Source organism: Enterococcus sp. S86.2 (assembly GCF_059834485.2).
Map to the genome: position 1 here is coordinate 97,414 of NZ_CM206813.1, position 23,101 is coordinate 120,514.

The 23,101-nt window shown below is 36.2% G+C and carries 17 protein-coding genes and 1 riboswitch; of the genes, 14 read left to right on the forward strand and 3 right to left on the reverse strand.

Features of this window, described 5'->3' with window-relative positions:
• Positions 1–60 precede the first annotated feature (60 nt).
• Together AC6R0T_RS00445 and hutU are read right to left on the reverse strand one after the other, a co-directional pair.
• Positions 61–825 carry a formate/nitrite transporter family protein gene (locus AC6R0T_RS00445; RefSeq protein WP_303753711.1) on the reverse strand — a complete coding sequence of 255 codons (765 nt, stop codon included), beginning with the start codon at positions 823–825 and terminating at the stop codon, positions 61–63.
• An 85-nt stretch (positions 826–910) separates the two neighbouring features.
• On the reverse strand, positions 911–2,935 hold the full coding sequence (gene hutU / locus AC6R0T_RS00450; protein WP_230709721.1) for a urocanate hydratase: 2,025 nt from the start codon (positions 2,933–2,935) through the stop codon (positions 911–913).
• A gap of 218 nt (positions 2,936–3,153) precedes the next feature.
• On the opposite strand from hutU, the gene hutI reads away from it, so the two are divergent.
• Both hutI and AC6R0T_RS00460 read left to right on the forward strand, forming a co-directional pair.
• Positions 3,154–4,407 carry an imidazolonepropionase gene (hutI, locus tag AC6R0T_RS00455; protein WP_230709719.1) on the forward strand — a complete coding sequence of 418 codons (1,254 nt, stop codon included), beginning with the start codon at positions 3,154–3,156 and terminating at the stop codon, positions 4,405–4,407.
• 177 nt (positions 4,408–4,584) lie between these two features.
• The gene (locus AC6R0T_RS00460; protein WP_303753712.1) at positions 4,585–7,638 is read left to right on the forward strand and encodes an AAA family ATPase; all 3,054 of its coding nucleotides are present in this window, start codon (positions 4,585–4,587) and stop codon (positions 7,636–7,638) included.
• A gap of 48 nt (positions 7,639–7,686) precedes the next feature.
• Here AC6R0T_RS00460 and glmL read toward each other — a convergent pair whose 3' ends face one another.
• The gene (gene glmL, locus AC6R0T_RS00465; RefSeq protein ID WP_303753713.1) at positions 7,687–9,084 is read right to left on the reverse strand and encodes a methylaspartate mutase accessory protein GlmL; all 1,398 of its coding nucleotides are present in this window, start codon (positions 9,082–9,084) and stop codon (positions 7,687–7,689) included.
• A gap of 617 nt (positions 9,085–9,701) precedes the next feature.
• On the opposite strand from glmL, the gene ftcD reads away from it, so the two are divergent.
• The 12 genes from ftcD (at position 9,702) to AC6R0T_RS00525 (ending at position 23,099) form a co-directional block, all read left to right on the forward strand.
• The gene (gene ftcD, locus AC6R0T_RS00470) at positions 9,702–10,601 is read left to right on the forward strand and encodes a glutamate formimidoyltransferase (RefSeq protein ID WP_206903010.1); all 900 of its coding nucleotides are present in this window, start codon (positions 9,702–9,704) and stop codon (positions 10,599–10,601) included.
• Between the two features lie 10 nt (positions 10,602–10,611).
• Positions 10,612–11,238: a cyclodeaminase/cyclohydrolase family protein gene (locus AC6R0T_RS00475; protein WP_303753714.1), complete on the forward strand. Its 627-nt coding sequence runs from the start codon at positions 10,612–10,614 to the stop codon at positions 11,236–11,238.
• A 37-nt stretch (positions 11,239–11,275) separates the two neighbouring features.
• On the forward strand, positions 11,276–12,943 hold the full coding sequence (locus AC6R0T_RS00480) for a formate--tetrahydrofolate ligase (RefSeq protein WP_206903012.1): 1,668 nt from the start codon (positions 11,276–11,278) through the stop codon (positions 12,941–12,943).
• 120 nt (positions 12,944–13,063) lie between these two features.
• Positions 13,064–14,431 (forward strand): APC family permease, encoded by a 1,368-nt coding sequence (locus AC6R0T_RS00485; protein WP_303753715.1) that lies wholly within the window; start codon positions 13,064–13,066, stop codon positions 14,429–14,431.
• A gap of 57 nt (positions 14,432–14,488) precedes the next feature.
• On the forward strand, positions 14,489–16,072 hold the full coding sequence (gene hutH / locus AC6R0T_RS00490; RefSeq protein WP_230709710.1) for a histidine ammonia-lyase: 1,584 nt from the start codon (positions 14,489–14,491) through the stop codon (positions 16,070–16,072).
• An 80-nt stretch (positions 16,073–16,152) separates the two neighbouring features.
• Positions 16,153–17,028 carry a YitT family protein gene (locus AC6R0T_RS00495; RefSeq protein ID WP_206903014.1) on the forward strand — a complete coding sequence of 292 codons (876 nt, stop codon included), beginning with the start codon at positions 16,153–16,155 and terminating at the stop codon, positions 17,026–17,028.
• A 21-nt stretch (positions 17,029–17,049) separates the two neighbouring features.
• Complete coding sequence (locus AC6R0T_RS00500; protein WP_303753716.1) at positions 17,050–17,646, forward strand: HutD family protein; 597 nt, start codon at positions 17,050–17,052, stop codon at positions 17,644–17,646.
• Positions 17,637–17,733: riboswitch (THF riboswitch) on the forward strand. It overlaps the preceding gene by 10 nt.
• Before the next feature lie 47 nt (positions 17,734–17,780).
• Entirely contained in the window at positions 17,781–18,302 is a 522-nt protein-coding gene (locus AC6R0T_RS00505; protein ID WP_206903069.1) for a folate family ECF transporter S component, read from the forward strand.
• 43 nt (positions 18,303–18,345) lie between these two features.
• Positions 18,346–19,668, forward strand: coding sequence for a bifunctional folylpolyglutamate synthase/dihydrofolate synthase (locus AC6R0T_RS00510; protein ID WP_303753717.1), 1,323 nt, complete (start codon positions 18,346–18,348; stop codon positions 19,666–19,668).
• A 280-nt stretch (positions 19,669–19,948) separates the two neighbouring features.
• The gene (locus AC6R0T_RS00515) at positions 19,949–20,731 is read left to right on the forward strand and encodes a sulfite exporter TauE/SafE family protein (RefSeq protein WP_206903070.1); all 783 of its coding nucleotides are present in this window, start codon (positions 19,949–19,951) and stop codon (positions 20,729–20,731) included.
• A gap of 387 nt (positions 20,732–21,118) precedes the next feature.
• Complete coding sequence (locus AC6R0T_RS00520; RefSeq protein WP_303753718.1) at positions 21,119–22,558, forward strand: helix-turn-helix domain-containing protein; 1,440 nt, start codon at positions 21,119–21,121, stop codon at positions 22,556–22,558.
• Between the two features lie 34 nt (positions 22,559–22,592).
• Complete coding sequence (locus AC6R0T_RS00525; RefSeq protein ID WP_526159531.1) at positions 22,593–23,099, forward strand: hypothetical protein; 507 nt, start codon at positions 22,593–22,595, stop codon at positions 23,097–23,099.
• Positions 23,100–23,101 lie beyond the last annotated feature (2 nt).

Here is a 23,101-nt window from a genome sequence, read left to right on the forward strand (position 1 = left end):
GAAAGTAAAAGCTCTGTTTCACTTTATGTGAGACAGAGCTTTTTTTCTTAGACGAAAAATTTATTTTTTTCCCCGATAGCTAAGGTAGTAAAATCCTGAAACAAACAGCGCGCCGCCCAAAATGTTACCTAAATAGACCGGCAAAAAGTTCAGGATAAAATCTTTCCAAGTTGCACCGCCTTCAAAAATAGCAGCTGGAATAATAAAACAATTTGCCACGCTATGTTGAAAACCGATGGCAACAAAGATCATAACGGGAAACCAGATTGCAACTATTTTTCCTGCTGCGTCTTTTGCCCCATAGCATAACCACAGTGCTATGCCTACAAACCAGTTGCAACCAATACCAGAAACTAATGATTGCATAAAAGTAGCATGAATCTTGTGTTGTGCAATCGTTCGTACATGTTCTTGGTAAATACCGTTGCTGGTTAACCCAATAAAATGTCCAAAAAAGTAAGCAACAAAAAGTCCACCGATAATGTTCCAAAAAGTAATGACAAGCCAGTTGGATAAAAGATTTTGGAGTGAAATTTTTTTATCGTAAAAAGCAATGGATACAGCCATCATATTACCAGTAATTAGTTCTCCTCCAGCGAGTAAAATGACAATTAAACCAATCGGAAAAACAGATGCGCCTAAAAGGGTTCCCAGTCCAGTAAACTCTGTGGGAATAGGGGCTGATATTCTAATATAGGCAAGATAGCCTAAAGAAATCATTGCCCCACCAATAAAGCCTAAAATGCACTTTGCCTGTACAGTTTTATGGATTTTTTTTATCCCAATTTGAATAGCAATTTCCATGATTTCCTCTGGTACATACATGAATTTACATCCTTTCAATCTGTGCTTTAAAAAAAGATGTTGGTGACCTCACCAACATCTCCTAAAGCAAAAGTCTTACATTTTATTATTTAAAAAGCGTATTGATTGCAGTGTCAATCATACTTTGATTAGCTAGGTAAGGAATTGTGATATGATCAGTACCTTTATTCATTTTGTTATATTCAATCGATGTTTCAATGGCGTGATCATTTCGTGCCCAACTACGACGTGCTACACCGCCCATTGTATCCCAAGCGATAGCAGATTTAATAATATCATCTACTAATTTTGAACCGTCTAATACAAGGCCAAACCCGCCGTTGATTGATTTTCCGATGCCAACACCACCGCCGTTATGAAGCGCAATTAATGACATTCCACGAGCAGCGTTGCCTGCATAACACTGTGTTGCCATATCGGCACAAACATTGCTGCCATCTTTTATATTGGATGTTTCTCGGAATGGTGAATCTGTTCCGGAAACGTCGTGGTGATCACGCCCAAGCATAACTGGGCCAATTTTTCCTTCTCGAACCAATTCATTGAATTTTAGTGCGATATTTACTCTACCCATGCAATCTTGATATAAAATGCGTGCTTGCGTGCCAACAACAAGTTGATTTTTTTCCGCATCACGAATCCAGTTGTAGTTATCGCGATCTTGATAGCGACGATTAGGATCAATAACTTCCATCGCGGCATGATCGGTTGCCACTAAGTCTTCATGGTTGCCACTCAAGCAAACCCAACGGAAGGGGCCATAGCCATAATCAAACAACATCGGGCCCATGATATCTTCTACATAAGAAGGCCAAATAAAACCGTCTTTATCATCCACGCCGTTTTTAGAAATCTCTTTAATACCGGAATCATAAATAGCCTTCATAAATGAATTGCCATAGTCAAAGAAATAAGTTCCTTTGGCAACAAGTGATTCAATGACATGATAGTGGCGTTTTAGCGTTTCATCTACGAGTTGATGGAATTTCGAGCTGTCTTTTGCGAGTAGTTCTGTTCTTTCTTCAAATGTAATTCCGGCGGGACAATAACCGCCATTATAGACATTATGGCAAGAAGTTTGGTCAGATAATAAATCAACATGGATATCATGTTGCGCAATATATTCTAACAAGTCCACGATATTTCCATGATAAGCAATTGATGTTTTTTCTTTTCTGGCAAGATACTCTGACGCAATTTTTACAGCTTCTGCCGGCGTAGTAGCAAGATTAGAAATCCAACCCTGTTCTAAACGAGTATCAATACGTGAACGGTCAACCTCTGCAATGATTGCCACCGCATTGGCAATTTCTCCGGCCTTCCCTTGTGCACCGGACATGCCCCCAAGACCAGAAGAAATAAATAATTTTCCTGCTAGATCACCATCGTCGGCAATTCCCAGTTTTAAGCGCCCAGCATTTAAAAGTGTATTAAAAGTGCCGTGTACAATCCCTTGTGGTCCAATATACATCCAACCGCCTGCTGTCATTTGTCCATAGTTGGTTACACCCATTTCTTCGGCGATTTCCCAATCGTCGATATTATCATATTCTCCTACCAACAAACCATTTGTGATAATTACGCGAGGCGCATCCTTTTTAGATTTGAAAAGACCTAGTGGGTGTCCAGATTCCACTACTAAAGTTTGTTCGTCTGTCATAATTTCAAGGTACTTTTTTATTAGATTATATTGCATCCAGTTGGAACAAACTTGTCCAGTTTCGCCATATGTGACTAATTCATAAGGATAAAGAGCAACTGAAAAGTCCAAATTGTTATCAATCATAACTTGCATTGCTTTTGCAGCCGTGCAATTTCCTTGGTATTCATCAATAGGCTTTCCGTAAATCCGTTCTTTGGGGTACCAACGATAACCATAAATCCGTCCCCGTGTTTTTAATTCTTCCAGAAATTCAGGAATCACAACTTCATGGTATTTTGGATGGACATAACGCAGGGCATTTTTCAATGCAAGCTCAGTTTGTTCCTTCGTTAAGCGAAACCCGCGGTCGGGTGCTCGCCGAATTCCCTCTTGAAAAATAGTTTTCTCTGGTAAAAAGTCATCTAATTTTACCGTCATCGCTTGTTCGATGTCTTTTAAGTCAATCATTGGTATTTCCTCCTTCATGTTTCTAATTGTTTGTGAATGAATGAAATGATTTCAAAGCTTTTACGCCTTTTAGTATATGTAAGCGGTGTCAACGAAGCGTCTATCGCTTAAAAAATTTTTTAAAAAATTTTTTTGACAAAAGGGAAGTCTGGTTTGACTCCTATTTGACTATATTTTTTTATACTAGAGGTACGAAAATGATATGAAGGAGTAAAATTATGAAAGCAGATAAAATTCTTAAAAATTTTAGTCAAATTTTTTGTCCTATTGATAACGGAGTTCCTTTGCGAGGCGAGGAAATGAGTAAGGCGGTAATCATTGAAGATGGTTATATTGCGATTAAAGATGGCAAAATTTTAGCTGTTGATCAAGGAGAGCCAGATAGTGATCTAATTAATTATGATACCGAGATTGTTGATTATACAGGTAAATTAGCTACACCAGGCTTAATTGATTGTCATACGCATTTGGTTTATGGCGGTAGTCGTGAACATGAATTTTCACAAAAATTAAATGGCGTCCCTTATTTGGATATTTTAGCGCAGGGCGGTGGAATTCTGAGCACGGTGAGAGCAACAAGAAAATCTTCTTTTAATGAGCTTTACGATAAGTCATCTGCTCTACTTGATAAAATGTTAGCTCATGGTGTGACAACAGTAGAAGCGAAAAGTGGTTATGGCTTAAATTGGGAGACAGAAGAAAAGCAACTAAAAGTCGCAAAAGAGTTGAATAAGAATCATGTTGTCGATGTAGTTTCGACATTTATGGGGGCGCATGCTATTCCCGAAGAATATAAAAACCGTTCAGGTGAATTTATTGATTTCGTGATTACAGAAATGTTGCCAAAAGTAAAATCAGAAAATTTAGCCGAGTTTTGTGATATTTTTTGTGAAAAAGGGGTATTTACAGCAGCAGAGTCCTATAAATTATTACACGCAGCAAAAGAAATGGGTTTTAAATTACGCATACATGCTGACGAGATTGCTTCCATTGGCGGGGTAGACGTAGCAGCACAATTAGGTGCGGTTAGTGCGGAACATCTGATGATGATCACAGATGAAGGCATTAAAAAATTAAGTGAAGCCCACGTTATCGGTAATTTATTACCAGCGACAACATTTAGTCTTATGGAAGATACGTATGCACCAGCAAAAAAAATGATTGAAAATGGGATGGCGATTACTTTGACAACAGATAGTAATCCAGGCAGTTGTCCCACCGCAAATTTACAATTTATTATGCAATTGGGCTGTTTTATGCAGAAGTTAACACCCATTCAAGTATTTAATGCCGTAACAATTAATGCAGCGTATTCTATTTGTCGAGCAGAAACTATTGGGAGCTTTGATAAGGGAAAAGCAGCTGATATTGCTATTTTTGATGCACAAAATATTGATTATCCATTATACTTTTTTGCCACAAATTTAGTGACAGATGTATATAAAGCTGGAAATTTAATCAGTGCATTATGATAAAATAACCAGTAAAAAGCATTTTGTTTCTTATCCTCTCAAATTCTAGCTATAGAATTTGAGAGTTTTTTACTAGTCTGTACTTTTTGCTTTTGAAAGCGGTATCTTTATTTGGATGCTTCCTTTAGAATAAGGATGAAGAATTGGCGGCAATAATGGTTGAAAGAAGGTACAACGATGCCACATATATTATCTTTTGAATTATTAGGTACGCCATCTATTAAAGTAGATGGGGAAACAAAAATTTTTTCATTTTCGAAGATCAATGCATTACTTTATTACATGGTCATTAATAAGCGAATTAGTCGGGATGAGATTGCGGGTATTTTATGGCCTAGTAAAGATGAAAAAAGTGCAAAAAAAAATTTACGCAATACAATTTATCAAGCCAATCGTGCGATGGGCGGCGAATTTATTGTTTCGCCAAATAAAACAATTTTGACCTTTAATTGTGATGTGACAGTTGAAAGTGATACTTATCGTTTTGAAGAAGATGCTTATACGCATCTAGAAGAATATCGTGATGAATTTTTAAAGGGCTTCTATTTGAAAGACTCGGATTTGTTTGATGCTTGGTTAGCAAAAATGCGTAACTTGTATGAACACCAATTTATTGAATGTTGTTATCAAAAAGTAGCAGAAGATATTTCGTTTCATGCTGTAGCCGATGTGGAAAAGAATATTCGTAAATTAATTGCGATTGATGAATTTGATGAACGTAATTATCAATTGCTGATGCGTTTTTATATCGAGAACCATCGAAATGGTAAAGCAATTGAAACATATTACGAATTAGCGGAAATTTTAAAAGTTGAATTGGGGATTGAACCAGGAGAAGAAACAAAGCAGCTATATCAAGAAACATTGAAAATTGCCAACCAGAAACATGGTGATTTACGAAAAAAAAGAGCGTATCATTTTTATGATCGTGCCAACGAGGTTGAACGCTTGGAGTTAAACTTAGCAAATTTAAAACAAAAGAAACCATTTCAATCCGTTTTGGTTAAAGGTGATTTAGGCGTTGGCAAATCAGCTTTATGTCAGCTAGTTTTAGAAAATATTCAATATTCATACGAATGTCTCAAAGTGACTTGTTATAAAGCAGAGCAAAAACATTTTTTACGTCCTTGGCGAGAATTATTACAGCAACTGATGCTTTTATTGCAAAAAGATAATTTGGCTGAGATCGATCAATGGGAACAAACATTTAGTCGACAATTTCCTTTTTTTAAAGAGTTAAAAGCACAATCTATGTCAGAAAACGTCGCCCCAGCTGAACTTAATTTTTTGGCACAAAGCATTTCAGAAGCCTTGCAACAGCTAGGGAAAAAAAGACCCCTTATTATATTTATTGAAAATCTCCAATGGATGGATCAAGGGAGCATCAAATTATTGACGAGTGTACTTCTGCACAATCCTCATTCTGATATTATTTTTATTATGACCTTGCAGACGGGCTACCGCAAAGAAATATACGATTTTATTGCCAGTGTCCGGCATTACGAAAAGATCATTACCTTAGACTTATCACCATTTAAAGACTTTGAAGTACGGGCTTTTTGTGAAAAACAACTTCCTGATTATTCGTTTCAAACGACAACGCTAGATTTTATTGCAAGAGAGTCAGAAGGAATTCCTTTATATATCAATGAATACTTGAAACAATTACAAGAAAGCAACACGTTAGAAGTATTGACACCAAAAATGAATGATGAGTTAAGCTTACAATTTGTAAATTTGACTGCACTGGAATCTGAATTGGTCGACTTTATTTCATTTTTTCAAAAAGTTGCGCCAATGAGCCTTTTAACGCAACTAGCTGATGCCAAAAAAATTGAGATATATACCGCCTTGGATAATTTAAACAAGCAGGGATTGGTCAAAGAAAATGTTTATCTTGATGAAGTATGTTTTAGCTTCAATCATAAAAAAATGAAACAATATATTTATGCGCAGCAGTCCGCAATGAAATTACGAGTTATTCATGAAAAAATCGCAATTTTATTGGAACAAAAATTAAATGAGGTTACAGAGGATAGTGAACTACTAGCGGCGATCGGGTATCATTATCGCCATGCCCATCAAGAGCTAAAATCTTTAGATTATGAGTTGTCGCATCATCAAGCCTTTTTAAGAATCCAGCATGAACTATTTCCGATTTATCATCAGGAACATCTGTCATCGCAAGAGACAGTTAGAAAAGCAGAACCAAGCGAATTGGAAAAGTTTAAAGAAATTGGAACGAGATTAAAAGAAATTGAAGGACAATATGCAGAAGATAGTACCTATCAATTGTTGTTAGTAAAATTTCTCTATTTAGAAGGACGTTACTTGATTAATTGCGGTGATTACAACCAGGGCTTGGAAAATATTCAGCGTGTTATCGTGAAAGCCAAAGATTTTCATCTTACAACTTACCTATTGCGCGGGTATCGTCAGATGATTTATTACTATATTCAAACAGACAATGCTACGGACATGGCGCATTATATTGATTTGGCAATGGACGTTGCAATCAGTGCGAACAACAATGAATCTATCGGGATTTTATTACGCTTGAAGGGATTATATCATTTGATGATTGGAGATTTGGATCAAGCAGAATCGCTGTTTCAAGAGTCCATTACGATTTTTAATATAGCCAATCGCTTTGATGAAAAATACAACAGCAATATTGCTGCAGCCTACGATTATTTAGCAGAGATTCAGCGCTTACGGTCAAATTACCAGCAATCAATTAAACTACAACAAAAAGCCATCAATCTTTGCAAAGATAATAATCTTATGACAAGCTTAGCTATTTTTTATGTGGATATGGGAATCACCCTTTATGCAAAAAAAGACTACGACCAAGCGGAAACCTATTTTTTAAAAGCAAATGAATTATTTGAAGTTACCGCATCTCTTTGGAAACGTGTCCAGCTAAATGCTTATTTGTCACTGATTTATTTATTTAAGCAAGATTATGAAAAGGTAGCTTTTTATATAAAAAAAACCATTAGCTATCAAAATCAATTAGCCAATCCTCGCGATAGTGGGCTTGTCTATTTTAGCAAAGCACTGATTAAAGAAAAATGTTTGGCAAATCAGATTGAAAATTCGCAATTAGGTGATTTAGTAACCGAGGATCTATCCTATTATGTGACTAAAGCTGTAGAAAATCTCAGTCAATATCGTGATCGGTATGAGTTACAAGTATTAAACGAAACTTTTCATTTGAAGATGAACTAAGTAAAAAGCCACGCAATATTGCGCGGCTTTTTACTTTATCAGGCAGGATCAAAGGCGGCGTAAACTTTTTTTTAAGATAGTCAGCGCCGCTTCCGGATATTTTTGACTTAAAAGCCCCATTGCCGATAAAAGATAATCTTGGTCAACATACCTTTTTGGATTGATCGGTAGCAATGCATCATCTACTGGCAAAAGCTCATTTTTTACGATTTCTTCAGGGTGTTGACTGTGAACGACAACACCACCAGTGGCAATAATGGTGTTGAAATGTTGAAGATTTTTTCCTTTTTGATAATACAGCGTCCGCGTTGGTGTTTGAACTGCTCTTTTCACACCCGCGTGCCGCTTTAAGGCAAATGTCATACTAGCCTCAGCAAGAAATTGATCAAAATCAATTTCTATTTTTGTTTTTGGAACAAAGGTTGGATGAGTACAGCGATAGTGGCAAGCCGATCTTAAAGCAGATATATTTTCAGGCAGCAAATCTTCTTTTATTTCAGAGCTGCTTAAAAGCTGTTCCAACAAACTTTCAGCTGAAGAGCGCATACCAAGATCACCTTCGACAGTTCTTTTTAAATATGGTTCAGCTAAGCCTTCAAAAAATACATCGTCAGATTGAAAGAGACCAGAACCGACTGAATGGACATCTGTTGTTGCACCACCAATATCTACGATTATTAAATCTCCTAGTCCTGAACAGGTTTTTGTTCCTTCCTTCAATAGTTTTGCAGCAGTTAAAACGGCTGTCGGTGTTGGAATAACAGGTTTATTACTATAAGGAGCAACCTGGTTCAGCCCTTTTGAATGAATAATTTTTTTCAAAAAAACCTTTTGTACAATTTTACGTACAGGGTCAGGATTTAACATATTTATTTGGGGCATAACGTTTTCAGTATAGAAGACATTTGCCCTGTTTTTGAAAGTAGCACTAAGTTGAGCAGTGGCAGCTTCATTTCCGGCTACGATAATTGCAATATCTGAAGGTAATTGTGCAAGTAAGCACGCATTATAACAGATGATTTCCAGATTACCCCCGTTGCATCCCCCAGTTAGCAAGATAACATCGGGCTTTAGCTGATAAATTTCAGTGATTTGATCTAAAGTCAGACGGTAACAATATGTTTTTAAAATCCGGCTACCTGCACCTAATGCGGCTCTTTTGGCTGCTTCGGTAGTTAGGCTTTCTGTTAAACCAATCGCCACCATTTTGAATCCTCCCCAAGCAGATGAACAAAAGTATTCTTCTACAGGTAGTTGATTTTTTTCCCCTATTTTATTAAGTAACTTTTCCTTCCCTTTTTTATAGCACAGATAAAGCCCTTCTTGGCTACTAGTAGGCAGTTTTAGTGTCGCTACAATTACTGCCTCAATCGGATTAACTAGTGTTAGTTTTGTGTAAGTACTCCCAAAGTCAATTAATAAAGCAAGTTTTTGCAAATTTAGCACCTCTTTTTTTGATAAATTCTGTTATAAATAGAAAAAATTTCAGGAGAATAATTAGTTTTTTTTAATCTTTATTTATAAAAAACGAAACACTTCGACTATTAAACGTCAAAAATGATTTCTTATTTAAATATTCAATTTTTATTTCCCATCATTTTTTTAAAGAGGATTTAACCCATTGGCATAATGTCCTCTTGGTTTATAAAGAACGATTTTTTAAAACGCAGAAATCATTAGCTATAATCCAAAATATTATCTTGTTTTCTATCTGTTTTGGTACAGGTTTTTTAACAAGGTAATTTTATTTTAAAAAATATAGTCAAAAAAAGGTCAAATGAAAAAAATGACAAATAAAATCAATAGATTGATTATCGATTTTTACTTAAAAAAACAGTTGTAGGTTTTATGAAAAAATTATAAAAAGCTGATTTTAACGGCATTTGCAACCGTTTTGAAAGAATGATAAGCTGATTTTGGCTGATGGAAGCGGTAACAAATGAGCGCATGTTAAGAATATCTGCTAAGAAAAATAACATGTGTAAAAAAATGCATGAAAGAGTAAAGTAACAAAATAAAAACTGAACGAAACCAAGTTCAAATTTAAGAAGGAGTGTTTTACGATGGCAAAATTAATCGAGTGTATTCCAAACTTTAGTGAAGGGAGAAACCAAACTATAATTGAGGGCTTAGTTAAGATCGCTAAAAATGTAAAAGGGGTTACGTTATTGGATTATTCTTCTGACTCTTCTCATAACCGAAGCGTCTTTACTTTAGTTGGCGATGAAGACGGGATTCAAGAAGTTGCTTTTCAATTGGTAAAATATGCCAGTGAAAATATTGATATGACAAAACACCATGGCGAACATCCACGGATGGGAGCAACTGATGTTGTACCTTTTGTCCCAATTAAAGATGTCACCATGGCTGAATGTATTGCTATTTCAAAAAATGTTGCCAAACGAATTAATGATGAATTGCAAATTCCTATTTTCTTGTATGAAGATTCTGCGACAACTCCAGAACGAAAAAATTTGGCTAAGGTTCGTAAAGGACAATTTGAAAAGATGCCAGAAAAATTATTAGAAGAGCAATGGGCACCTGATTTTGGAGAACGTAAAATCCATCCTACTGCTGGAGTTACTGCCGTAGGGGCAAGAATGCCGCTGGTTGCTTTTAACGTTAACCTAGACACCGATAATATTGAAATTGCCAATAAGATTGCAAAAATTGTGCGCGGTTCTTCTGGTGGTTGGAAATATTGTAAAGGAATCGGAGTTATGCTGGAAGGACGCAATATTGCGCAAGTTTCTATGAATATGGTGAACTTTGAAGGAACACCGTTATACCGTGCTTTTGAAACGATTCGGTTTGAGGCCAAACGTTACGGCGTTTCGATTATCGGAAGTGAAGTTATTGGTTTGACACCAGCAAAAGCGTTGATCGACTGTGCGGAGTACTATTTGCAAATTGAAGAATTTGATTATGACAAACAAGTTTTAGAGAACCATTTGTTGAATTAGGAGGATTATTATGAAACTCGTTGATATGCAGTTAAAAGAATTTGTTAACGTCCTTGGTTCTGATGCACCAGCTCCCGGAGGTGGCTCTGCTTCTGCTTTAGCGGCTGCCCAAGGAATTGCACTAACAAAAATGGTGGCAGAACTGACGATTGGTAAGAAGAAATATGCTGATTTTGAAACTGAAATGAAAAATTTACAACAAAAAGCAACTGATTTGCAAGCGGAATTACTCGTCGCTATTGATGAAGATACTGCGGCCTTCAATCAAGTTTCAGCCGTTTTTGAAATGCCAAAAAGTAGTGAAGAAGAAAAAAAAGAGCGTCGCAGAGCACTCCAAAAAGCCTTGCAAGGAGCCGCAGTTACACCGTTTAATCTGATGGAAAAAATTGTTACAGCCTTAGAACTTACACAAGGAGCTATTGGTAAATCCAATAGCAATGCTGCAAGTGATCTAGGCGTTGCTGCACTAAATTTGAAAGCAGCACTCCAAGGGGCTTGGTTAAATGTTTTGATTAATCTTTCAAGCATTGAAGATGATGCTTTTGTCTTAAAATACCGAAAAAATGGGGAAAAACTAGTAAAACAAGGAAATAAAATCGCTGATGACATTTATCAAAAAATTATTGAAATCATTTAACGGTTTAAATTTTGTTTGAAGAAAGGAAGTTTGCTACATGGTCTTATCAGATATCGAGATTGCAAATTCAGTCACAATGAAACCAATCGAAGAGATTGCAGAATCTATTGGAATTAACAAAGAAGATTTATCTTTGTATGGCAAATATAAAGCCAAAATTAATAATATTAAAGATTTAGACGGTAAAGATAACGGGAAATTGATTTTGGTCACGGCTATTACACCAACACCGGCTGGAGAAGGTAAAACTACGACGTCAGTTGGCTTAGTAGATGCCCTCACAGCAATTGGGAAAAAAGCTGTCATTGCGCTACGTGAGCCTTCATTAGGGCCAGTTTTTGGCGTAAAAGGTGGTGCAGCTGGTGGTGGCTATGCACAAGTTGTCCCAATGGAGGATATTAACTTACATTTTACAGGAGATTTTCATGCTATTGGTGCGGCAAATAATTTATTAGCGGCGTTATTAGATAATCATATTCATCAAGGCAATGTCTTGCAGATTGATTCCCGTAAGATTACGTGGAAACGAGTTGTCGATATGAATGACAGGCAATTACGGCACATCGTTAATGGTCTGCAAGGACGTGTCAACGGTGTTCCACGGGAAGATGGTTATGATATTACAGTGGCTTCTGAAATTATGGCAATTTTATGCTTAGCCAATGATATAACTGATTTGAAAAATAAACTACGCAATATTATTGTTGCTTATAATTTTGAAGGTGAGCCGATTACAGCCGGAGATTTAAAAGCAGAGGGCGCATTGACCGCATTATTAAAAGATGCGATTCAACCGAATATTGTTCAAACTTTGGAACACGCACCAGCTTTCATCCATGGCGGCCCCTTTGCCAATATCGCTCATGGCTGTAATAGCGTATTGGCGACAAAATTAGCACTAAAATATGCTGATTACGCTGTAACAGAGGCGGGTTTTGGAGCTGATCTTGGAGCAGAAAAATTCATTGACATTAAATGTCGCTTGGCCAACTTAAAGCCAGATGCAGTCGTATTGGTAGCCACAATTCGTGCTTTGAAAATGCACGGCGGCGTTAAAAAAAGTGAATTGGGAACAGAAAATGTCGCGGCGGTTATTGCAGGTATCCCGAATTTGGCTAAGCATTTAGAAAATATTACAGAAGTTTATGGCATGCCAACAGTTGTAGCGATTAATAAATTTCCAACAGATACATTAGAAGAAGTCGCGGCGGTTGAAGAAGCATGTGAAAAATTAGGTGTTGCAGTCGTTTTATCTGATGTATGGGGCAAAGGGAGTGCTGGTGGTAAGGCGTTGGCTGAAAAAGTTGTTGCTTTGGCCGAAGAACCCAACAACTTTAGCTATGTTTATGATTTAGACGATTCAATTGAAGAAAAATTAAATAAAATTGTTCAGAAAGTTTATGGTGGTAAGAAGGTAGACTTAACACCAAGCGCAAAAAAAGAACTAAAAGAGTTAGAACGTCTTGGTTTTGGGAATTATCCCATTTGTATGGCAAAGACACAGTACTCATTTTCTGATGATGCAACGTTGTTGGGAGCGCCAACAGACTTTACAGTAACAATCCGAAATTTAAAAGTATCTGCCGGCGCGGGTTTCATCGTCGCGCTTACGGGTGCGGTTATGACAATGCCAGGGTTACCAAAATCTCCTGCGGCTGAACGAATTGATGTTGATGAAAAAGGGAATATTACCGGTCTATTTTAATGGATTAAAAAGATATAGGGAGATAAAAAATCTCCCTATATCAAATTATCTTTTAGAAAGTAGTTCAATTTCCAAAATATTGAAAGCGCTTTAAAAAATACAAAATAAGAGGTGAATATTATGCAAAAAGATGTGGAAATCCCAGAGGTATCAGATGTCAAAGACATTGATTCAGCAGAACTGGCAGAAAACGAGAACGCCAAATTTAGTTTGGGAGGCGCAACCTTATACGGCATTAATGCTGTTATTGGTTCAGGAATTTTCCTATTACCCCGAACGATCTATCAAGATTTAGGCCCGGCTTCTTTAGTGGCCATGCTGTTAGATGCTGTTTTAGTTTTGATGTTAGCGGTTTGCTTTGCCGAAGTTGCTGGTTATTTTAATAAAAACGGCGGCGCCTTTCAGTATTCAAAAACCGCCTTTGGTGATTTTATCGGGTTTAACGTAGGAGTTTTAGGTTGGTTTGTTACAATTATCGCTTGGGCTGCCATGGCAGCGGGTTTTGCTAAGTTATTGATTCAAACTTTTCCTGCTTTAGAGGGGCAAAATACACTAATTAGTATTTGTTTGGTTATTTTCTTATCCATTATTAACAGCATGGGTATTAAAACTTCAAAAATTTTTACAATTGTAATTACCATCGCAAAATTGATTCCGATTATTGCCTTTACACTGATTGCAATTTTCTTTATTAAAAGCGGTATTAATGGGGGCAACTTTACACCATTTTTACAACTAAACCCAGACTTAACGTTATCAAAAGCGATGGCTTCGACATCACTTACAGTCTTTTATGCTTTTATCGGGTTTGAAGCCTTACCAGTCGTTGCTGGTGAAATGCGAAATGCTAAAAAGAATGTACCCAAAGCTATTATTGGTTCCATTAGTATCGTGTCACTACTTTATTTCATGATTATCGCTGGCACCATTGCCATGCTTGGAACAGGTATTTTACAAAGTAATGCACCCGTTCAAGATGCCTTTGTTAAAATGATTGGTCCTGCGGGTAAGTGGATCATCTCTATTGGAGCTTTAATTTCCATAGCAGGGTTAAATATGGGGGATTCGTTGATGATACCTCGTTATGGTGCTTCCATTGCAGATGAAGGTCTTTTACCAAAAGTTATTGCGAAAAAAAATAAAAAGAATGCGCCGATTATTGCCATTATCTTTTCTGGATTGTTAACAATTGCCTTTTTATTGAGTGGATCTTTTGAACAGCTAGCAGAATTATCAGTTGTTTTTCGATTCTTCCAATACATTCCCACTGCATTGGCAGTTATTTGGTTAAGAAAAAAAGATATGGAAAATGTCCCAGCCTTCAAGTTACCATTTGGCCCAGTCATACCAATTATTTCGATTATTGTTAGTATTTGGATGGTAGCAGCTGCAAATCCAATCAACTTGGTTGCCGGTGTTATCGGTGTAATTGTGGCAAGTATTTTATATGTCATTTTGAACAAAAATAAAATGAAACAAGCGAATTAAGTTTGTCTCTTATAAGCTGTATTGCGAATGAGAGAGATTAAAAAGTGAGGGAAAATTATGAAAACCTTAGTTAAAGATCAAAAACAAGATTTTGATAGATCAGCTGTAATTATTTTGGATGGAGCTAGTTTAACCTTAGAAGATGTTGTAGCAGTAGCCCGTCACCACGTGCGTTGTGAAATCGCAGAAAGTGCCAAAGAAGCGGTTATTGCATCCCGTAAAATCGTTGACAAAATAGTAGAAGAAAGACGAGTTGTCTATGGGGTCAATACAGGCTTTGGGTCATTATGTAATGTCAGCATCTCTAAAGAAGATACAGTGCAGCTACAAGAAAATTTGATTCGGACTCACTCTTCTGGTTATGGTGAACCATTTTCTGAAGATATTGTACGCGCCATCATGTTAATTCGGGTTAACTCCTTAATCAAAGGTTATTCTGGCATTCGCTTAAGTACAGTTGAAAGTCTGCTGGCTATGTTAAATGCCGGAGTACATCCGCACATCCCAGAAAAAGGTTCATTGGGAGCTTCTGGCGATTTGGCACCATTGGCTCATATGGTTTTACCATTATTAGGTCTGGGAAAAGCATACTACGAAGGAGTTTTATACCCTGGTAAAGAAGCAATGGAAAAAGCAGGTTTACAAATTATTCAACTAAGTGCTAAAGAAGGCCTAGCGTTTATTAACGGTACGACCGTGTTGAATGCAGTCGGTGCTTTAGCAACTTATGATGCTATTGAATTATTGAAACTCTCAGATATTGCCGGCGCACTTTCTTTAGAGGTTCATGATGGGATTTCTAGTCCATTTGAAGAAGATTTGCATACAATTCGTCCTCAAAGCGGACAACTAGCGACGGCCCGTAATATTCGCCGTTTGATTGAAGATAGTCAATATATCACAGAGGCAACACCAGATCATGTGCAAGATCCATATACTTTGCGTTGCATGCCACAAATTCACGGTGCTAGTAAAGACTCGATTGCCTATGTGAAAGAAAAAGTAGAAATTGAAATTAATTCTGTGACCGACAATCCAATTATTACGCGTAGTGGTGAAGTAATTTCAGGTGGGAATTTCCATGGGGAGCCACTAGCACAACCATTTGATTTCTTAGGAATTGCAGCAGCTGAAATTGGAAATGTTTCAGAAAGACGGGTTGAGCGGCTAGTCAATCGACAGTTAAGTAAATTACCATCTTTTCTAGTAAAATATCCAGGTTTAAATTCTGGCTTTATGATTACACAATATGCATGTGCTTCATTAGTTTCTGAAAATAAAATATTGGCGCATCCGGCAAGTGTAGACTCAATTCCGTCTTGTGAAAATCAAGAAGACTTTGTCAGCATGGGGACAACAGCTGCACGAACAGCATTAGAAATAGTGAAAAACTCACGTCGTGTGGTAGCGACTGAGATTATGGCAGCTTGCCAAGCGTTGGATATTAAAGGTTATCAGCATGGATTGGGTAAAGGAACCCAAGTAGCCTATGATGCTTTTAGACGTAATGTATCTTTTATCGAACATGATAAAGATATTGAAATGTATGATGAATTGAATAAAGCAACAACCGTTTTAGAGGCTGGAGATTTCTTAAAAGAAGTTGAAAAAAATGTTGTATTAGATTTGCAGTTTAATTAAATCAGTTTTTCTAAATTGATTTGCAATATTGCATCAGTGATAAGATCGTTCACCTCATAAAAAAGGATGTTAAATAAGTCATGACACATTTCAAAAGAAAAGAAGTCTGGCAAGAAATGGTGACAAAATTAACAGTTATCCTTATTTATGCCTTCTTATATTCCTTGGCGCTAAATATTTTTTGGCAGCCAGGGAATATTTATGCAGGCGGGCTAACTGGGATTGCTCAAATTCTAGCAACTATATTTTCGAGCCGTCACATTGCTTTGCCTATTTCTATTATCTACTATTTATTGAATGTCCCCATGTTTATTCTTGCTTGGTTTAAAATCAATCGAAAATTTGTGTTGTATACGATTATTTGTGTAACGGTGGCTTCCTTTGCAATTCACATTGTTCCAAGCACGACATTGACAACAGATCCTATTATTTGTGCAATATTTGGTGGCGCTATTAATGGTTTTTCATTAGGGTTGGCTTTAAAATATGGGCTTTCAACGGGTGGTATGGATGCACTTATTATTACCATTCGGCAAATAACCGGTCGCAGCATTGGTGTTATTTCTATTATTATAAATGGCATTATCGTTTTAATTGCTGGCTACTTATTTGGCTGGCCGTATGCTTTTTATAGTGTACTATCAATTTTTGTAAGCGGGAAAGTGACAGATTTAGTTTATGTGAAGCATAAAAAAGTCCAAGTGACAATTATCACGCAAAAACCAAATGAAGTAATTCCAGCCTTGCAAAAGAAACTCAGCCGTGGGATTACCATCATCCCTCATGCATTAGGCGCCTATAATCAAGAAACACAAACAATTTTGATTTTAGTTATTACGACTTATGAAATGGAAATTTTGGATCAGATTATGAAAGAAGTAGATAACCGGGCATTTGTCAGTGTGGCCCAAGATATTAAAATTCTTAGTCAGTTTGAAGAATTGGACATTGTGTAAGCTGTTGGAGGTAGTCTTAAAGTGTTAGAAAAGAAGTTAAAAAAAGATTATTTTACGACGAAATGGGCAGGGGGCGTTACTACCGAAATTTTAATTGCGCCGGCAGCAAGTAGCTTGGCACAACGAGATTTTGATTATCGCATTTCAACAGCGACTGTTACGGACTCACCATCTAATTTTTCAAATTTTACCGGGTATGAACGAATTATTCTGTCTTTAGACGAACCTATTTCGTTGCAGCAAAAAAATAACGTTATAGAACTTGCACCTTTTGTACCTTATCGCTTTGACGGAGATGTCGCGATGAAGAGTCTAGGTAAATGCCAAGATTTTAATGTGATTTTTAAGAAGAATAATCATGTTTGGGTAACGCTATTGCAAAATGGTGCAGCGCAGGATTTGATTATCGAGGGAGAAAATATTTTATCTGCTCTCCAAGATATTAAGGTGAGACTGATTGCTCGGAGCAAAAAGCAAGAAATTTTATTACAAAAAGGTGAAACACTTCTTATCAGGCAAGAACAGTTTGAGCAGATACAAATAATAGCGCAAAAAAAGTCTTTAATGGTAGAAAAGACGGCTATTTTGACGCAGATAAAAAAGAAAAAAACAGAGTAGGAGATAGAGCGTTAAGTGTCAAAAGGATGGGATGTTGCCTTTTGGACGAAGAAGCGTATTCACGATTCTATCTTCGCATTCGCTGCATGAATAAATTATGTAGCAGCTCTATTTAAGGAGATGCACGGAAAATGATAAAGAAGAAAATAGATGCACATTTTATTGCAACAATGGGGTTATTAATTGGTCTAATGGTAGTATTGTCGCAAATACTCGGTTTTGAAACACAACTGTTAAAAATTACCTTTGATTTTATTCCTGAAGTTGTCATGGCAAGTTTATTTGGTCCTTTTTGGACAGCTGTAGGTGCTTCAATTGCAGATATTATTGGTAATACGATACTAGGAAAGGCCCCTTTTTTTATTGGTTTTACCTTGAATTCTTTTATTGCGGGTTTAATATATGGTTACTTTTTTTATAAAAAGCCCATTACAGTTAAAAATGCTTTTTTATGTGTGTTGTGCAATACATTATTAATTAGCTTGTGCTTAACACCGATTTGGTTATCTATGATGTATGGTATACCTTTAACGGATGCTAAACTTTGGGGGATACGTTTGCTTAAAGCAGTTATTATGCTACCTGTCCAAACGGGATTAATTGTATTTTTTGGAAATGCACTTCCTTTTAAACGTTTCGCAAAAAGTATGGTATAAGCGCAATTTTAAGGTTGTTTATCAGATGTGGAGATGATTTTTAATGTTTGAAACTGGAGAAGAAGCGATAGAATGGATTCATTCTCGTAAAAAATTTGGTTCACGCCCAGGACTGATACGAATTAAGAAATTGCTGAATTTAAGTGGCAATCCTGAAAAAAATGTCATAGGAATTCACATTGCTGGAACAAATGGGAAAGGTTCTACGGTTACGTATTTACGCTGTCTATTAGAAACGCAAGACATTAAAGTCGGGACTTTCACGTCACCGTATATTGAAAGCTTTTACGAAAGAATTTCAATTAATGGACAAGCAATATCAGCGGATGATTTTGTTAAGTTAGCCAATAAATTCCGACCGTATATAAAACAGATGGATGGCTGTCCTTCTTACCAGGGAATAACAGAATTTGAAATTTTGACGGCGATGGCTTTTGATTACTTCAAAGAGCGTGTGGATGTCGCAATTTTTGAAGTGGGCATTGGGGGTTTAATGGATAGTACAAATGTTTTTACGCCAATTTTGACGGCCATTACTACAATCGGCTTAGATCATACTGATATTTTAGGGGAGACAGAAGAAGCGATTGCCAAGCAAAAAGCGGGTATTATAAAACGAGGTGTCCCCATTGTAACGGGAAATATTGCTTCTGGTCCCCTGCAAGTAATCTACCAAACTTCTCTTAGACAAAAAGCTGATTTATTTAGACAAGGAAAGTCTTATCAAGTTCAGTATGTTTCAAGTGATAACTTACACGGCGAAAACTTTCATTTTCAAAATGAAGATTACTATTTTACTAACTTGAGAGTTCCGTTATTAGGAAAATATCAGGTGGAAAATGCCGCTGTTGCAATTCAACTATTCTTGTTATATTGTCAGCAACAAGGAAGATTTGTAAATAAAAAAACGATTATAAAAGGGCTAGATCACGCGTTATGGCCGGGGCGGATGGAACGAATTAGTACAACGCCGAATATCATTATTGATGGGGCCCATAATCCCCACGCTGTAAAGCAATTTGTCAAAACGGTTAACGAAGAGTTCCAGTACGGAAAAAAATACATTTTGTTTTCGGCACTTACAACAAAAAATATTAAGGAGATGCTAAATGAGATTCAATCTATCTCACAGGCAGAGCTGGCATTGACGACCTTTGCGTATCCCAATGCATTAAAGATGGGTAGTAGTTTTAACCACGGAGATAAGCAGATAACTTATTATCCAGATTGGCAACGCGCAATACAAGAAATAATAACAAAAATGACTCCAGCAGATACTTTGTTTATTACAGGTTCTCTTTATTTTGTGGCACAAGTAAGAGATTTTTTTAAGAATAAACAGTTAGAACAAGCTGTTTATTCTTAACACGATATGTTTAGGAAAGCTTTAAGACAAAAGCAAACGTAAATTTTGTCTTAAAGCTTTTTTTTGGATAAAAAGGAACGCAAAGCAATAAGAAAGTTTTACAAGTTTACAGTGCAATAAAAAATATCTCTAGTTGGCTTTAGCATTTACATAGTCATTTTTCCCATTCTTTTGTACAATTTTAGTGAGGCGTTTTTAAAATTATATTATGTATTAAACGTGTAGTTTCACACATTTTGTTTGACGCACGAGCTAGGTTTAAAGAAAGGATTTTTTTATGCTGATTGGGATTATTTATTTTGTGGTGATTGTTTTAGCCAATACGATTGGCGCGGTTTCTGGTATGGGCGGCGGCGTTTTGATCAAACCGATTTTAGATTTAATTGGGGCCCATTCGGTGGCAACAATTTCTTTTTATGCAACAGTGGCAATTTTTGTTATGAGCTTTGTCTCTACTTGGCGGCAGGTGAAAAAAGGAAGTGAGATAAATTTTCATCTAGCGGGCTATGTGGCAGCAGGTTCCATCGTAGGGGGGATTTTAGGCAACTTGGCTTTTGAGTTGTTACTCGCACTTTTTGCAGAGGAGTCTTCTGTTAAATTAATTCAAATTGCGCTGACGCTTGTCACGCTGATTTTTGCTTTATTGTACTCTTGTTTTGACTGGAAACATTACCGTTTAAAAGAAGGAAAATGGTATGTCATAGCTGGTTTAGTGCTGGGTTTTTTGGCTAGTTTATTAGGAATTGGCGGCGGCCCAATCAATGTGTCGTTACTGATGCTGCTATTTTCCATGCCAATCAAACAAGCAACCCTATACTCGATTACGACAATCTTCTTTTCCCAATTGGCAAAACTTGTCACGATTGCTTTTGCCACTGGTTTTGGGCGCTTTGATTTGAGTATGCTTTTTTATGTGATTCCTGCTGCTATTTTAGGGGGAGTTTTAGGGAGTCAATTAAGTAATATCCTTTCTGCCAAAAAAGTTACTCTCGTTTTTCAAAGCTTGATTGTAGTGGTACTCTTAATCAATTTATATAACGGCTGGCAGATTGTGGTGGAATAATCTTTTTAAGATTAAGTTATAACTGATAGGAAGAATTTGTTCGGCTACACAAAAAATATAACAATTATTTTTTATTTGAAAATAAAACTAATTTTCAAATTGTATTTTCATAATATTAATGTTGTGCTAATATTATAATATTGAAAAAGAGATTTATAAGTGATAAGTCTCTTTTTTTTTGAGAAAATTTGAAAATATAAGGACAAAAACATCATTTTACTAATTAAAATATATTTGTCCAAATAATATAATTAAATAGTCTAGAATAAACTAATCGTTTTCCCATTTTTAAACATGCCTAATTTAAATTATCAACAAAATAAACTACTAAAATAAAAACTTTGTTTAATAACTATACAAGATTGTTCTGTAGGAAAGGAGCGAGAAATGCAAGCAAATGATCTATTGATGGACGATGACCGATACAAATGGTATTTGCTCCAATATTTAGAATTAAATAAAAATGCCCATTGCACTATTGACCAGCTTGGAGATATTTTGGAGGTTTCTCGTTATAAGTTGGAAAAGTATTTACAAGAACTTTGTGATGAGTTACGGGAAAATAACTATCTTGCTTCAATTGAACTGCTTGAAACTGGTGAGATTGAGGTGAAACAACTAACACATTCAATTGTAAAAAAAATGCGACTTATTTTACTTGAGCGAAGTTTGATATATCAAATTTTTCATTGTTATGTGACAAAAGAAACCAGCTTAGATAAGCAAATTGCACTGTTGCATGTTAGTCGTTCTAGCACCTATCGATTGTACAAACGATTAAAAGAATTACTGCATGATGAAGGTTTTGAGTTAAAGAAAAATCAGTTGATTGGGAATGAATTTGCAATCCGCAGTTTTTTATTTGGATTATATTATGAGATTTTTAATGGGATAGCCAGTCCCTTTGAAAAAGAAATTCAAAAAGAAGCAAAGGAAATTTTTCATCATTTAGAACATTATTTAAACCTCTCATTACCTAAAACGAAAGAACACAAATTACTATTTTTTATAAGTATTTCTTTGATTCGTTTAAGGAAAGAACATTTGCTTGACCAAGAATATATTGTCTATGAGAAAAGCGCCGTAACAGACTATTTAGAAAAATGGTTGGGAAAACATTTTATGTTGACATCAGTAGGAAAACGGCAAGAAATTGCTGCATTACTGCTATTTTGTCAAATGATGGAAATCGATTTGCAACAGGAACTGGTTTTTACCTCGCAAAATGAAAATGAAGAAGCTGAGAGAATCGTTGCTGAATTTTTAGAATTTCTTGCAGTCAATTCTCGTTTTGAGCTTTCTTATTTAAAAAAAAATAAGCAATTAGTTGATGGATTACTAAGAATTAATCGACATTGGCTAATTTATCATTTAAGAGAGTCAACATTTGTCACCAAAGTTCAACGTCGCTACTTTCAAGAAATCAATCCTAAGCTAGATGACTTGATTCAAGCCTTCATTGAAAAAATTGGACAACGTGGCCTTTTTCATTCGCATCAAGAGCGAAACAAATTGTACTATGATTATTTATTCTTTTTAATAACTCAAATTTCAGTGGAAGAATTGGAGGAGCCAGTTTTTATTTGTATCGATTTTTCTCATGGTAGTAGTTATAACGCATATATTCAAATGATGTTACGTTCACTGCAAAGTATGAATATCTGTTATGAAAATAAGCTAAGTACAAAAACTCAGATTTATTTGTCCGATTTTTTGATTGACAACCTTCCCTGCTTACAAATGATTTGGAAACGACCACCGACACCAGATGATTGGGCGGAATTTGGCCACCTATTGATAAAAGTTAAAGGAGATGCCTATGCATAGAAATCTGTTGGTTGCCCTTGCTCTTCCTTCTATAATGTTCTATCAATCCAGTAATCCGTTTTTATACAGTAACGATAAGTTAATTACGCAAGAAGAACAAGAAATGCTGACCTTTGATTTGAGCGAAACGGGGAATACATTGGTTATTTCCAATGATCGGCTAGAAGAACCCGTGATAGAAGAGACGTATCAGCAAGTTGAGCTAGGCCAAGTAACTAATCAAACGAGAGCAGATTCACTTATAGATGATTGGATAGATGAAAAGGCAGATAAAAATGATCTATTAGATGGGGCATTTTTGGAAAGAGAAGGTGAAATTCCACGCACAGGCAGGCAAACACAATTATCGCTAAATAAAAAGAAAAATCACGATGCGTTAGAAATGATTGAACGAAGAATCAGTGACTTACCCTTCGTTGAACCACATACTAACAAAAATAATGCATCTGAACTGGCACGTATGTTAGCAAGTATGTCAGGAACGATTCTATATGGTACCAAACAACAGTCAAATAATTGGCAAGAATATATTACATTTTAAAA

Bases quoted from the DNA above. Each gene is read 5' to 3' on its own strand.
- AC6R0T_RS00445 (WP_303753711.1), bottom strand. From the start codon at position 825: ATGTATGTACCAGAGGAAATCATGGAAATTGCTATTCAAATTGGGATA.
- hutU (WP_230709721.1), bottom strand. From the start codon at position 2,935: ATGATTGACTTAAAAGACATCGAACAAGCGATGACGGTAAAATTAGAT.
- hutI (WP_230709719.1), top strand. From the start codon at position 3,154: ATGAAAGCAGATAAAATTCTTAAAAATTTTAGTCAAATTTTTTGTCCT.
- AC6R0T_RS00460 (WP_303753712.1), top strand. From the start codon at position 4,585: ATGCCACATATATTATCTTTTGAATTATTAGGTACGCCATCTATTAAA.
- ftcD (WP_206903010.1), top strand. From the start codon at position 9,702: ATGGCAAAATTAATCGAGTGTATTCCAAACTTTAGTGAAGGGAGAAAC.
- AC6R0T_RS00475 (WP_303753714.1), top strand. From the start codon at position 10,612: ATGAAACTCGTTGATATGCAGTTAAAAGAATTTGTTAACGTCCTTGGT.
- AC6R0T_RS00480 (WP_206903012.1), top strand. From the start codon at position 11,276: ATGGTCTTATCAGATATCGAGATTGCAAATTCAGTCACAATGAAACCA.
- AC6R0T_RS00485 (WP_303753715.1), top strand. From the start codon at position 13,064: ATGCAAAAAGATGTGGAAATCCCAGAGGTATCAGATGTCAAAGACATT.
- hutH (WP_230709710.1), top strand. From the start codon at position 14,489: ATGAAAACCTTAGTTAAAGATCAAAAACAAGATTTTGATAGATCAGCT.
- AC6R0T_RS00495 (WP_206903014.1), top strand. From the start codon at position 16,153: ATGACACATTTCAAAAGAAAAGAAGTCTGGCAAGAAATGGTGACAAAA.
- AC6R0T_RS00510 (WP_303753717.1), top strand. From the start codon at position 18,346: ATGTTTGAAACTGGAGAAGAAGCGATAGAATGGATTCATTCTCGTAAA.
- AC6R0T_RS00520 (WP_303753718.1), top strand. From the start codon at position 21,119: ATGCAAGCAAATGATCTATTGATGGACGATGACCGATACAAATGGTAT.
- AC6R0T_RS00525 (WP_526159531.1), top strand. From the start codon at position 22,593: ATGTTCTATCAATCCAGTAATCCGTTTTTATACAGTAACGATAAGTTA.